Origin of the sequence: Niveispirillum sp. BGYR6, assembly GCF_027568365.1 — a bacterium.
Classification (GTDB): domain Bacteria; phylum Pseudomonadota; class Alphaproteobacteria; order Azospirillales; family Azospirillaceae; genus Niveispirillum.
Genome location: NZ_JANLNL010000005.1, coordinates 116883 through 130120, shown reverse-complemented (window position 1 = coordinate 130120; position 13238 = coordinate 116883). Strand labels below are relative to the sequence as shown.

At 62.7% G+C, this 13238-nt stretch carries 14 protein-coding genes; 7 read left to right on the top strand and 7 right to left on the bottom strand.

Translation table 11 applies throughout. From position 1 onward, the window contains the following. Nucleotides 1–23 precede the first annotated feature (23 nt). Both PCJ49_RS13075 and PCJ49_RS13070 read right to left on the bottom strand, forming a co-directional pair. Nucleotides 24–392, bottom strand: coding sequence for a (2Fe-2S) ferredoxin domain-containing protein (locus tag PCJ49_RS13075; RefSeq protein WP_089288751.1), 369 nt, complete (start codon nt 390–392; stop codon nt 24–26). Next, nucleotides 389–649, bottom strand: a complete 261-nt coding sequence (locus PCJ49_RS13070; protein WP_089288752.1) for a DUF6489 family protein — start codon at nt 647–649, stop codon at nt 389–391. Before PCJ49_RS13070 ends, PCJ49_RS13075 begins: the two co-directional genes overlap by 4 nt. Nucleotides 650–835: 186 nt before the next feature. Between PCJ49_RS13070 and PCJ49_RS13065 the strand changes: the two genes are divergently transcribed. The 3 genes from PCJ49_RS13065 (at nt 836) to PCJ49_RS13055 (ending at nt 4729) form a co-directional block, all read left to right on the top strand. Then, a complete protein-coding gene (locus PCJ49_RS13065) occupies nt 836–2878 on the top strand; it encodes a thioredoxin domain-containing protein (protein ID WP_269911291.1) in 2043 nt (680 codons plus the stop codon). A 71-nt stretch (nt 2879–2949) separates the two neighbouring features. Continuing rightward, on the top strand, nt 2950–3645 hold the full coding sequence (locus PCJ49_RS13060) for a dienelactone hydrolase family protein (RefSeq protein ID WP_269911290.1): 696 nt from the start codon (nt 2950–2952) through the stop codon (nt 3643–3645). A 109-nt stretch (nt 3646–3754) separates the two neighbouring features. Further along, entirely contained in the window at nt 3755–4729 is a 975-nt protein-coding gene (locus PCJ49_RS13055) for a quinone oxidoreductase (protein WP_269911289.1), read from the top strand. 53 nt (nt 4730–4782) lie between these two features. Here PCJ49_RS13055 and dnaQ read toward each other — a convergent pair whose 3' ends face one another. The 5 genes from dnaQ to PCJ49_RS13030 are packed head-to-tail and all read right to left on the bottom strand — an operon-like array spanning nt 4783 to nt 8484. Then, on the bottom strand, nt 4783–5463 hold the full coding sequence (dnaQ, locus tag PCJ49_RS13050) for a DNA polymerase III subunit epsilon (protein ID WP_269911288.1): 681 nt from the start codon (nt 5461–5463) through the stop codon (nt 4783–4785). Continuing rightward, nucleotides 5456–6130: a dephospho-CoA kinase gene (gene coaE, locus PCJ49_RS13045; protein ID WP_269911287.1), complete on the bottom strand. Its 675-nt coding sequence runs from the start codon at nt 6128–6130 to the stop codon at nt 5456–5458. The genes dnaQ and coaE overlap by 8 nt, the downstream gene beginning before the upstream one ends. Next, complete coding sequence (locus PCJ49_RS13040; RefSeq protein WP_269911286.1) at nt 6127–6975, bottom strand: shikimate dehydrogenase; 849 nt, start codon at nt 6973–6975, stop codon at nt 6127–6129. Before PCJ49_RS13040 ends, coaE begins: the two co-directional genes overlap by 4 nt. 13 nt (nt 6976–6988) lie before the next feature. Beyond that, a complete protein-coding gene (locus tag PCJ49_RS13035) occupies nt 6989–7603 on the bottom strand; it encodes a nucleoside triphosphate pyrophosphatase (protein ID WP_269911285.1) in 615 nt (204 codons plus the stop codon). Then, a complete protein-coding gene (locus PCJ49_RS13030) occupies nt 7603–8484 on the bottom strand; it encodes a pyruvate, water dikinase regulatory protein (protein WP_269911445.1) in 882 nt (293 codons plus the stop codon). The genes PCJ49_RS13035 and PCJ49_RS13030 overlap by 1 nt, the downstream gene beginning before the upstream one ends. A 540-nt stretch (nt 8485–9024) precedes the next feature. Between PCJ49_RS13030 and hemE the strand changes: the two genes are divergently transcribed. The 4 genes from hemE (at nt 9025) to PCJ49_RS13010 (ending at nt 13175) form a co-directional block, all read left to right on the top strand. Next, nucleotides 9025–10071: a uroporphyrinogen decarboxylase gene (gene hemE, locus PCJ49_RS13025; protein WP_269911284.1), complete on the top strand. Its 1047-nt coding sequence runs from the start codon at nt 9025–9027 to the stop codon at nt 10069–10071. Between the two features lie 25 nt (nt 10072–10096). Continuing rightward, on the top strand, nt 10097–11146 hold the full coding sequence (locus tag PCJ49_RS13020; RefSeq protein ID WP_269911283.1) for a hypothetical protein: 1050 nt from the start codon (nt 10097–10099) through the stop codon (nt 11144–11146). 85 nt (nt 11147–11231) lie between these two features. Next, the gene (locus PCJ49_RS13015) at nt 11232–11786 is read left to right on the top strand and encodes a NifU family protein (protein ID WP_089288762.1); all 555 of its coding nucleotides are present in this window, start codon (nt 11232–11234) and stop codon (nt 11784–11786) included. A gap of 294 nt (nt 11787–12080) precedes the next feature. Next, complete coding sequence (locus tag PCJ49_RS13010; RefSeq protein WP_269911282.1) at nt 12081–13175, top strand: glucosaminidase domain-containing protein; 1095 nt, start codon at nt 12081–12083, stop codon at nt 13173–13175. Nucleotides 13176–13238: the final 63 nt, after the last annotated feature.

The following is a 13238-nucleotide window of genomic DNA, read 5'->3' as shown; positions in this document are numbered from 1 at the left end:
ATGGAAGGGATCGGTGGGAAGGCTCAGCCCTGACGGGCGGCAATATCTTCGGGCTTTTTGTCCTGCGGCTGCAGCATCAGCCGTTCCACCCGCGCGCCTTCCACCAGATGGGTCTGCAGGATCTCATCAATATCCGCCTTGTCACGGAACGTGTACCAGACCCCTTCCGGGTAGATCACCAGACACGGCCCAAGCTCGCAGCGGTCCAGACAGCCGGCATTATTGATACGCACCTGCTTGCCCAGACCCAGGCCGGTGGCCTTCTTCTTCATATAATCGCGCAGCTCATCCGCCCCCTTTTCGCGGCAGCAGCCACGGGGGTGGCCCGGCTCCCGCTCATTGGTGCAACAGAACACATGGGCGCGGAAATACAGGGCGGGATCGTCGCTCACTTCTTGCCATCCTTCGGCCCGGTGCCCATGGCGTTGGACATCTGCGACCACATTAATTTTTGGAACTGTTCAAAGCCCTGCAGCCCCATGGGCAGCCAGGTCTTGAACATGGTTTCCGGGTCCATGGCGGCGATGTTGGCGGAAAGCTGATCCTGCATCTGCCGCATCAGCGCCTGTTGCATGGGCTGCACATCGGGCAAGCCCATGAAGGTCCGCGCCTCCTCCGGCGTACAGTCGATATCGATCGTGACCTTCATGCCGCACCTTCCGCGCTGTTGCTGGCGCGACAGAGTGCGCCAGCCATGTTCCGGTTCGGGCTGGATTTTTCCCGCACCCTGGGTTCAACACAAGGATAAACTAAATGAGAGTCATGGGCCTGACGCGTTTGTCTGGCAGAATGACGAAAAAGAGAAGCGGCGTGGCAGCGCCGCAGGAGAGAATCAATGTCCACAAACGCCAACAGCACCAGCGGTAACCGGTTGGGAGAAGAGACCAGCCCCTATCTTCTGCAGCACAAGGACAACCCCGTCCATTGGCTGGCCTGGGGGCCGGAAGCGCTGGCCAAGGCCAAGGCGGAGGGAAAGCCCATTCTGCTGTCAGTCGGCTATGCCGCCTGCCATTGGTGCCATGTGATGGCGCATGAGAGTTTCGAGAACCCGGCCATCGCCGAGCTGATGAACCAGCTGTTCATCAATATCAAGGTGGATCGGGAGGAGAGGCCGGACATTGACCAGATCTATCAGCAGGCCTTGGCGTTGCTGGGCCAGCAGGGTGGCTGGCCGCTGACCATGTTCTTGACGCCCGATGGGCAACCTTTCTGGGGTGGCACCTATTTCCCGCCGGAGGCCCGCTGGGGCCGCGCTGGCTTCCCAGATGTGCTGCGCGGGGTGGCGGCGACATATCTGCGCGAACCGGACAAGGTTCAGCGCAATGTCACAGCATTGCGCGATGCCATGCTGCGGCTGGCCCAGGGGCGCCCAGGCAGCGATGTCGGGCCTGATACGCTGGTGCAGGTGGCGGGTCAGTTGGTGCGCGAAATTGATCCGCGCTGGGGTGGCATTGGGGAGGCACCAAAATTCCCCCAGCCTTCCATCTTCGAACTGCTATGGCGGGCCTATCGGCTGAGCGGTAAGCCGGAATTCAGCGCCGCCGTCACCCATACTTTGTCCTGTATGGCGCAGGGCGGCATCTATGATCATCTGGGCGGCGGCTTTGCCCGTTATTCCACGGATGAGATGTGGCTGGTGCCGCATTTCGAAAAGATGCTGTACGACAATGCCCAGCTTGTGGAGCTGATGGCCCTGGTCTGGGCTGAGACCCGTGACCCGCTGCTGGCGACCCGGATTGAGGAGACCATCGGCTGGGTGCTGACGGAGATGGTGGCCGAAGGCGGCGGTTTCGCCGCCACCCTGGATGCCGATAGCGAGGGGGAGGAAGGCCGCTTCTATGTCTGGAGCCTGTCGGAAATCCAACGCCTGCTGCCCGCCGATGATCTGGACCTGTTCTGCCAGACCTATGGGGTGACGGCAGAGGGCAATTGGGAAGATCACAATATCCTGACCCGCATGGGGCAGGCGGGGCTGAGCGATCCGGCAACGGAAGAAAGATTGGCCCGCTGCCGCGCCAGCCTGCTACAGGCCCGCGCCGGCCGGGTGCGTCCCGGTTGGGATAATAAGGTGCTGGCCGACTGGAACGGGTTGATGATCGCCGCCATGGCCAAGGCAGCGGTTCTGTTCGACCGGGCCGATTGGCTGGGGGCCGCCCGCACCGCCTTTGCCTTTGTCAGCGAACAGATGACCCGGCCGGATGGACGGCTGTACCATAGCTGGCGCGACGGCCGTGCCCGGCATGATGGCACGCTGGAAGACCATGCCAATATGGCCCGTGCCGCCACGGCGCTGTATGAGGCAACCGGGGACCGCCGCTTCCTGGATCAGGCCGAACGCTGGGTTGGCCTGATCCAGAAGCATTTCCATGATGATGCCGATGGCGGCTATTTCGTCACCGCCGACGATGCTGCAGGGCTGATCATGCGGCCCCGTCATGCCCATGATAATGCCGTGCCTGCGGGCAATGGTACCCTGGTTGGCCTGTTCAGCCGCCTCTGGTATCTGACCGGCAAGGATGAATATCGCCAGCAGGCCGACGCCCTGATCACCGCCTTCGCCGGGGAGGTGGGGCGGAACTTCTTCCCCCTGGCAACCTATCTGAATGGTATTGACCTGCGCCATAACGGCATCCAACTGGTGCTGATCGGGCAACCGGGGGAACAAGGGCTGCAGGCCCTGCAGCAGGCGTCCAACAGCCTGTCCTTGCCCAACCTGATCAGCCTGCATTTTTCAGCCTGCGATGAAATTCCCCCCGGACATCCAGCGGCTGGAAAGGCTATGGTTAACAATCTGGCGACGGCTTATGTATGTCGTCAGCAAAGCTGTTCGTTACCCGTGACAGGGCCCGAAGAACTGCGTCGCCTGCTTGGGGCGTAAATAGTCGGGGCCCTTATGTCAGTGCTTTCATCCGACCCTTTTTCACCACCACCTTGTGAAGGATTTTTCCCATGACCGAGGTTACGATCCAGGCCAATGATGGCGGCAGCTTCAATGCCTATCTCGCCGCCCCTGCAGGGGGCGAGGGCGCAGCGATTATCGTTATTCAGGAAATTTTCGGCGTGAATGCCAACCTGCGTGCCATTTGCGACAAGTACGCGGCGCAGGGTTATTTTGCCATCGCCCCCGATCTGTTCTGGCGCCAGGAACCCGGCGTTTCCATCACCGACCAGACGGAAGAGGAATGGAAAAAGGCCTTTTCACTCTATCAGGGTTTCAACGAGACAAAGGGCGTGGAAGATCTGGAAGCCACGCTGGATTTCATCCGCGCCTATCCCGGCGTCAATGGCAAGGTCGGGTCTGTCGGTTTCTGCCTGGGGGGCAAGCTGGCCTATTTCATGGCCACCCGCACGGACGCCGATGCCAATGTCAGCTATTATGGTGTGGGCATTGAGGCCAGCCTGGGTGAGGCGTCCGCCATCGTGCATCCGCTGCTGATGCATATTGCGGAGAAGGATGGCTTTGTGCCGCCCGAGGCTCAGGCCAAAATCCGTGAGACGCTGGCCGGCAACGCGCTGGTGGAACTCCACACCTATGAAGGCCAGGACCATGCCTTCACCCGCATCGGCGGCAAACATTATGATGAGCGCGCCGCCACCATCGCCCATGGCCGCACGGCGGAATTCTTCGCCAAGAACCTGGCGTGATGATGAAGGACAGGCCCTGTGATGATCATCGCAGAGGCTGAGTGTTCCCGCTTGCATGATCAGGGCCGGCCATTGCGCCGGCCCTTTTCTTTTCCGCAGGAGTGAAGTGATGACCCATGCCATCCGCGTACACAGCCATGGCGGGCCCGAGACGCTGCGTTGGGAGCCCGTGACCGTCGGCCAGCCTGCAGCGGGGGAAGTGCTGATCGAGCACAAGGCGGTGGGGTTGAACTTCATCGATGTCTATTTCCGCACCGGGCTCTATGCCGCCCCCTTACCCTTCACGCCCGGCATGGAAGGGGCGGGCCGGGTGCTGGCAGTGGGACCGGGGGTGGATTATCTGGCGCCGGGTGATCGGGTTGGCTATGGCAATTCACCCCTTGGCGCCTATGCCGAACAACGGCTGATCCCGGCGGAGCGGTTGATCAAGCTGCCCGACTGGCTGGACGACCAGACGGCCGCCGCCATGCTGCTGCAGGGGCTGACGGCGCAGTATCTGCTACGACAAACCTATATGGTGAAGCCGGGCGATACGATCCTGATCCATGCCGCCGCTGGCGGGGTAGGGCTGCTGGTTTGCCAATGGGCGAAGGCTTTGGGAGCCACGGTGATCGGCACCGTGGGCAGTGCGGAGAAAGCGGCCCTGGCGCAGGCCCATGGCTGCGACCACACCATCCTGTATCGGCAGGAAGATGTGGTGGCACGGGTGCGGGAACTGACGGGCGGCAAGGGTGTCGATGTTGTTTATGACAGCATCGGCAAGGATATGTTTGACCGCAGCCTGGATTGCCTGAAACGGCGCGGCCTGATGGTCAACTTCGGCAATGCCAGCGGGGCAGTGCCGCCGGTGGATATCAGCATCCTGAACAAAAAGGGCGGGTTGTTCCTGACCCGCCCGGCACTTGGCCATTATGCCGGGACACGGGCGGAGATGCTGGCCATGGCGGATGACCTGTTTACCGTGGTGAAAGACGGCACGGTGAAGGTAAACATCAATCAGCGCTTCGCCCTGCAGGATGCGGCCGAAGCGCATCGGGCACTGGAAAGCCGGGCAACGACGGGTGCAACGGTGATGGTGGTCTAACCAACCGCCATCACCCATGAACAGGGGCAGTAAGGTGTTTCACGTGAAACACCTTACTCCGACAGCCAGAGCGGTGACTTGAAGCCCTTGATGAAAGCCTCATGCGCTGCCAGCTCTTCTGCGGTTGGCGCGTGCGGGCGGGGGGGACGCGCCACCCGCTTGATCACCACCGGGCCGCTATCCGTCGCCTGCGACGCCGGCCCACCGGCCAGCACAAGGTCGGGCTGGCGACCGCCCATCAGCTCAAGATAAACCTCTGCCAGCAGCTGGGCATCCAGCAGGGCGCCGTGCAGGGTGCGGTTGGAATTGTCGATCTCAAACCGGCGGCACAGCGCATCCAGGCTGGCGGCGGCACCGGGGAAGCGCCGACGGGCAATCTTCACCGTATCGATTACCGGGTTGGTCAGCTTGGGCATTCCCAGCCGCGCCAGCTCCGCATTCAGGAAACCCATATCGAAGCTGGCATTGTGGATCACCAGCGTACTGTCGCCGATGAAATCCAGAAACTCGCCCACCACCTCGGCAAAGACCGGCTTGTCGGAAAGAAAGGCTGCAGACAGGCCGTGAACCGCCTCCGCCTCTGCAGGCATGTCGCGTTCGGGGTTGATATATTTGTGCAGCACCTTGCCGGTGGCGATATGGTTGAACGTCTCCACACAGCCCAGCTCCACCAGCCGGTCGCCATTCAGCGCATCAAGGCCGGTGGTTTCGGTATCCAGAATGATCTCACGCATGGGGCTTTTTCCAGCGGCTGAGGAAAGGGGACATTTGATCACGGGGCAGGCGGCGCGGCGGCCAGACCCGGCCAGCCGCCTGCAGAGGCAAGCTCTTAACGATAAGCGCCAAGTGGCGGAAGGTGACGGCACGGCCCAGGCCGGTCGGCACCGTATAATCCGCCAGCCGGCGTTTCAGCCCGTCCGGCATCTGCCGGGCCAGAATGCGATCCAGCTTCACCGCATCCATGCCCGGCCGGGCCAGCACCCGCGACCGCTGCAGGAAGCGGGGGGCGGAGACGACCAGCACCTGATCCACACGCGCCCGGCCCCCCGTCTCATATAGCAGCGGGATATCCATCGCCACCAGCTTCATGCCGCGTTTTGCCTGCAGACGCAGGAAGTCACGCGACGCCTTCTGCACCAGCGGATGCACCAATGCTTCCAGCCGCTGCAGGGCGGCCGGGTTACCCAGCACGGCGGCGGACAGGGCCACCCGGTCAACCGCCCCATCCCGCACTACTTGCGGAAACAGGGCCTGGATGGGAGCGACCGCCGCACCGCCACGGGCATAGAGCCGATGCACCGTGGCATCGGCGTCATGCACCGGGCAGCCCAGGCGGCGCAGCATGGTGGCCGCCGTGGATTTGCCCATGCCGATGGAACCGGTCAGGCCCAGAACAATCATACCGGCCCCAATACATGCCGGCGCAAGGCGTCTGTCACCTGCGGATCCGTGCCGAACCAGGCATGGAAACCGGGCCGGGCCTGATGCAGCAACATGCCCAAACCATCGACAATGGCATTGCCGCGATCCGTCGCCGCCTGCAGCAAGGGGGTGATCAGCGGGGTATAGACGATATCCGTCACCAGGGCGGTGCCGGGCAGGGACGACAGGTCAATCTGCAGCGGCGGCTGACCCTGCATCCCCTGGGTGGTGGTATTGACCAGCAGGGCCGCCCCCTGCAGGGCCTCGGCCCGGTCTTCCCAATCCAGCACCTGCAGACGCGGATCGGCCAGATCGCTGGTCAGTTCTTCTGCCCGCGCGCGGGTACGGTTCAACAGGCGGATGCCAGGGGCACCGGCATCCAGCAGCGCCACGGCCACGGCACGGGCAGCACCACCGGCCCCCAGCACCACCGCCGCACCGCTGCCGACATCCCAACCTGCAGAGGCGCCGGCCTGCAGGTTCTGCCAGAACCCATACCCATCGGTATTGCGGCCTTCCAGTGAGCCATCGGGCAACACCAGTACCGTGTTCACCGCCCCGATGCGGCGGGCGCTGTCATCCAGCCGATCCACCAGCCGGAACGCCGCCTCCTTATGCGGGACGGTGACATTGCAACCGCGAAAACCCAAGGCGGGCAGGGCACGCAAGGCCTGTTCAATCCGATCGGGTGGCACCGCCAACGGCACATAGGCACCATCGATGCCATACTGGTTCAGCCAATATCCATGCAGCAACGGGCTGCGGGAATGGCCAATCGGCCAGCCCATCACACCTGCCAGCAAAGCCTTGCCGGTCACCATCATCAAAGTCCCTTTGTTAAACCGGCAGCAGACGCCGCACGCGCAGAAAATCCAGCAGGGGCAGCAAGGGCAGCCCCTGGATGGTGAAATGATCACCCTTTACCCGGCTGAACAATTGGGCGCCCAACCCTTCCAGCATATAGGCACCGGCACAGCCCAGCACGGCATCACCCGCCAGATCCAGATAGCGTTCAATGAAGCCATCCGATAAAGGCCGCATGGTCAGTTCTGCCTGATCAATATGGTGCCAGACACGGGCACCATTATGAAACACCACGACGGCGGAATAGAGCCGATGGGTGCGGGCCGACAGGGCGCGCAGATGTGCGAATGCATCGGCCCGATCAATCGGCTTGTCATACCAGACGCCATCACATTCCAGCATCTGGTCGGCCCCGATGACATAGGGGCCGGTATATTTGCGGGCCAGCTTGGCGGCCTTCAGGTCGGCCAGCGCCTCGGCCACCTCCGGCGGGCGCATCCCGGCGGCCTTGCCGGAATGTTTCATCTCCTCCTCATCCACCCGCGCGGCCTCGGCATGGACCTCCAGCCCGGCCGCCTCCAGCATCCGGCGGCGGGACGGGCTGGCGGATGCCAGGATCACCGGTTCGGCTGACAGAAAGGCCGACATCAGGCTTCCTCCTCGGACTTGCCCGCCGGGGCTGACGGGACGGCCGCCACGGCGACCCCGTGCGGCATCAATTGCGGACGACGGCGGGACAGGATCATCATCACCTCCGCCGCCGTCTCCTCGATCGAGCGACGGGTGACGTCGATCACCGGCCAGCCCTTGCGGGTATAGAGCCGCCGCGCCTCCATCAATTCTTCCCGCACCTTTTCCGGGTCGACATAAGAGGTGTCGTCGCCCTGGTTCAACAGCCGCAGCCGGTTGCGACGGATGGCCACCAGCCGTTCGGCATCCTTGGTCAGACCGACAATCAACGGCCGGCTCAACAGGTCCAGTTCCGGCGGCAGGGGACAACCGGGCACATAGGGGATATTGGCCGCCTTGATGCCGCGATTGGCCAGATAGACGCAGGTGGGCGTCTTGGAGGTGCGGCTGACCCCGACCAGAATGACGTCAGCATCATGCAGACCCCAGGCACTTTGCCCGTCATCATGGTTAAGGGCGAAATCCATCGCATCGATACGGTCGAAATATTGCGCGGTCAGCGCGTGCTGGCGGCCGGGCTTGCTCTGGCTTTCCAGGCCTAGATAGGCCGCCAGCGCATTGATCAGCGGATCCAGCACGGGGATGCAGGGAATACCCAGCTCCCGGCAGGTTTCCTGCAGGCGGCGGCGCAGCTTGTCATTCACCAGGGTGAACATGACCATGCCGGGATTTTCCCGGATGCCATCGACCACCATGTCCAACTGCCGCTCGGTCCGCACCAGATTCCAGAAATGTTCGACCGGTTCGGCCTGTTCGAACTGGCTGGTGCAGGCGCGGGCAACGGAGTTGATCGTTTCCCCCGTCGCATCGGAAACCAGATGCAGGTGGAAGCTGCGCACATCCCCCGTCGGTTTGGCCGGGCTGGCGGGCAGGGGGCGGATGGGGGGCGGCGGGGTTGTCGGCATCTGCAGGGGACCATCCTGGGGACAAAGGGGAGCGCATCTGTGAACAAGTCGGCAAAATGCGCCAAGCCCTCGATTCAATCAAGGTAAGCCCGGATTCCATGAGTCCGCTTGCTGGACGGGGGATGAGTTTCGCAGACCCATGGGTGAATCAAGGACGAATCGGGCCTGACTGCACTTTTATCCCCAGAATCCGCAGCCTCTGCGAAACAAGGATTTCCCTGGAAAATGAACCAATCGTGCGCACGCTTTTCCACAGAACTTTTCCACACATGAAATGGGCCTTCCAGCCTGTGGACAAAGATGCGGACAAATGGGAATTACCGTTATCCACAGGCCCTACTTCTTACCTCCATCCTAACTAAAAAAATAAAGAGTTATAGGGAAGGGATGGGATAAGGTCGGGTGGAGACCCCGAGATCGGGAACCGGATGTCGGGCAAGGCCCGGCGTAATCGTGTGCAGCCGAGAAGACGAGATGACGCTCAAGCCGATGCTGGCCGCCCTGGCCGGACAGACCCAGACCCCGCCGCCTTTCTGGTTGATGCGTCAGGCCGGCCGCTATCTGCCGGAATACCGCCAGGTGCGGGCGCAGGCCGGTGGATTTCTCGATCTGTGCCTGAACCCGGAACTGGCCTGCGAGGTGACGCTGCAGCCGTTGCGCCGGTATGGCATGGATGCGGCGATCCTGTTCTCCGACATTCTGATCATCCCCTGGGCCCTGGGACAGGGGCTACGCTTCGCCGAAGGAGAAGGCCCGGTGCTGGACGCCATCCGTGACGCAAGCGGTCTGGCGGGGCTTAAACCGGAGGGAATGCACGACAGGGCGGCCCCCATCTATGAAACCGTGTCACGCATTCGGGCCGCCCTGGATGACCGGACCACCCTGATTGGGTTCGCCGGCTCGCCCTGGACGGTTGCTTGCTACATGGTGGAAGGTGGCGGGTCGAAGGAATATGCCAAGGTCAAGCGCTTCGCCTATACCGATCCGGCCGGGTTTGACCAGCTGATCGACATTCTGGTGACGGCCACCGTTGATTATCTGTCCGCCCAGGTGAAGGCCGGGGCCGAAGTGCTGCAGCTGTTCGACAGTTGGGCCGGGGCGCTGAGTGCTGCCGATTTCCAGCGCTATTCGGTGGAACCGACCCGGCGTATCGTTGCCGCGCTGAAGGCTCTGCATCCGGCGGTGCCGATCATCGGCTTTCCGCGCATGGCCGGGCTCAACCTCGTCTCCTATGTCGAACAGACGGGTGTGGATGCCGTCTCGCTTGACCCCTCGGTCCCGCCGGAATGGGCGGCGGCCCACCTGCAGGGCAAGGTGGCGGTGCAGGGCAATCTGGACCCGGTGGTGCTGCTGGCCGGTGGGGAGGCTTTGGAACAGGCGGCCTTGTCGCTGCTGGACCAGCTTGGGCAGGGGCCGTTCATCTTCAATCTGGGCCATGGCATCATTAAGGAAACGCCGCCGGAACATGTGACCCGGCTGGCGGGCTTGATCCGCGATTGGCAACCTGCGACAAAGGCTTGATCCTTTTTCGGAAACGGCTGCGCCCATGTCGCTTTATCCGTCCCCCCGATGGCGCATTGCCGTGGTGCTGCTGCGCCACGCAATGCCCGCGCAGCGGGCGGATGTGTTCGCCTACCTGCAGCGCCTGCTGACGGCGTTTCAGCCGGAAATGCCGCCCTGGCGCCGCCGGCTGAAGGCCCGGCTGGCGGCGCTGCGCTGGACGGACAGCGACCTGTTTCCGGCTGAGCCGGACCTGGGCCCCTGGCTGACAACCCTGGAAGAAAAGTTGTGGGATCAGGGGGATATCCGGCTGTTCCAGGCCCCCCTGCATGATGATGCCGCAATGGGCCGGGTGGTAGATGAGGTGGCGGAATGGCAGGCTGATGAAACCCTGCTGTTGCCGGCGGATCCGTTTTACACCCCGCCCCGCAATGGCCATGCCATGGATGCCTGGCGCCGATTGACGGCCGCTGCAGGTTTTCGCAAGGCCAACCGGGGTCTTTGCTGTCACCCGACCGATCCACTGATGCTGCGCGCCCTGGTGCGGCGGATCGCCCCGGTGCTGGAGACGGCCAGCCTGCAGGGCCGTGCGCAGGTGCTGATGGTGCTGCCCTGGGGCCTTGGAACAGCGGAGGGTGATCCCGCCCTCTGGCAGGCAGACCGGCTGGCCCGCGAATTATGGCCGTTACTGGGGCTGCAGCCTGGCTTGGTGACATTGTGTCAACTGGCGCTGCCCGGCCTGCCTTTGTCCTCCCCCACGCTGCCTGGGCTGCGGCCGGCGCTGGAGCGGCTGGGCACCTTGGGTGCGCCGGTGGTACTGGTGCCTTTTACGCCCTTGCCTGCAGGTCTGCAGGGCTGGGCGGAAAAGGCGGGCGTTCGGCACTTGCATCTGGTGGGGCCGGGCGATCCGGCCCTGGAAATGGCCTGGCAGACCCATCTGGTCCGGCAAGCCCGCGCCGGGCATGAGGGTATCTGCGCCGGCTTTGGGGCCCGCCAGTGTCCTGGAGAACACAGCCTGTGCCCTTATCGCAGCCCGGCCGTCTTTGCCCCGCCTGCAGCGGGGCTGCAACTGGCAGCCATGCGCGAGCGTGCTTGATTAAATCGGCAAACGGTCCCACCTTCGGCAGCAAAGCAGGTCCACATCCCGGCCATGCCGGGGGACGCCATGGGAATTATTGCCAATGTTCATCCAGACCGAAGAAACCCCGAACCCCGCCACCCTGAAATTCATCCCGGGCCGGGATGTGCTGGGCAGCGGCACGGCTGATTTCACGGACAGCCAGGATGCCACCAGCCGTTCCCCCCTGGCCGAACGGCTGTTTGCGGTGGAAGGGGTGACCCGTGTCTTCCTGGCGGGTGATTTCATCACCGTCACCAAATCCGATGGCCGCGACTGGTACGTGATGAAGCCCGGCATTCTGGGCGCCATCATGGAACATTTTGCCAGCGGCCGGCCGGTCCTGCTGCAGGCCCAGGCCGACGATAATCAGGTGAATGAGGATGACGACGAGATCGTCGCCCAGATCAAGGAATTGCTGGATACCAAGGTGCGTCCGGCCGTTGCCCAGGATGGCGGGGACATCACGTTCCATGGTTTTGAACGCGGTATCGTCTATCTGACCATGAAGGGGGCCTGTGCCGGTTGCCCCAGCAGCACCGCTACCCTGAAGTCTGGGATCGAAAATATGTTGAGGTACTACATCCCAGAGGTTGTCGAAGTGCAGCAAATCAGATAAGGTTTGCGCGACTGCCAAAATTTGAACTAAATTGGCAGGTAAATGCAGTGCCGGTGGGCGAAGCCCTTCCGGGGTCTTCAGGCCCCGCCGGCACCTCTTGATCGGTGGCTGAGGCCCAGGAAGGGCGTCACCGATAGGGCGCGTGCATTTACATTCGGCCGGCCCTTATTTCGGGCGTGATCGGCCAATACGGAGTTTGCTCCGGCACCGGGAACTGGGCGCCACACCCCATATCCAAACGATATGGCGGGCGGACTGTTCCCTTCGGCTTGGACAGTAAGGGGTTTAAATTCAATGCAGACAGACGCGAACGAGGGCCATACCGGCCCCCGCTATACGGCTGTTTGTGCCGTCTTCCTGTTGATTACCGTCATCATTCCTTCCACTGTTTTCACCTGGGCATCCGGGCGGACACTGGAGGCGACGGCGCGGGAATTCATCCTTCCGGTTTTACGCCCGGCCACGGCTTTTGCCGCTGTTCCGGTGTCAGTACCGGCTGAAAAGCCGGCCGGGGGGGATGAGGCCAGGATCGTTCAACAGGCCTTTGCGCTGGATGCGCGGGGCGCGTTGGATCTGTTCCAGCAGCGCGATTACCATATTGACGGCGTTCGCAGCGGTGAGCTGCAGGTGCCGCGTCTGGTGCTTAGCGATCTGCCCCTCGGCATAAAGAAGCTGGACAGCACGGATGAACGCAAGGCCGTCTTTGTCAAGACGTTGCTGCCGTTGATCCTGCTGACCAATGAACAGGTCCAGCGGGAGCGGGACCGTCTGCAGAAACTGGCGGCCCAGAAGGCTGCAGGCTATGCGCCGTCCCAGGCTGACCGCATCTGGCTGGCCGAGTTGGCGGGGCGCTATGGCCTGAAGGCTGAGGGCGAGGTCAATATGAAGGCCCTGCTGCAGCGGGTCGATGTGGTGCCGGTTTCCCTGGCCCTGGCCCAGGCAGCGGAAGAAAGCGGCTGGGGTACCTCCCGTTTCGCCCAGAAGGGCAATGCGCTGTTCGGTGAATTGACCTGGAATACCGAACATGAAGGCATCGTGCCGCGCAATCGCCGGCAGGGGGAGACCCATCGTTACCGTTCCTTTGATGCGCCCAAGGCCAGCATCGAAAGCTATGTCCAGAACCTGAACACCCACCGCGCCTATGCGCAGTTCCGCCAGGTGCGGGCCAGCTTGCGCGCCCAGGGGAAATCGCTGGACAGCCTGCAGCTTGCCAATTCGCTGGTAAGCTATTCGGAACGGGGCAATGATTATGTCCGTACCATCCGATCGCTGATCCGCGCCAATGAGCTGCGGGATTTCGATAATGCCGTGCTGCGGAATGACGGCATGGAACTGGTGGTCAATCCGGGCAAAAGCAGCGGCATTGTGGAAGCGTCGTTACGGCGTTGAAGGCTTGCCGCCCGTCTGCAGGTTGCGTCATAAGGGGAAGACTGGTTTCGTTGATAAACCGCT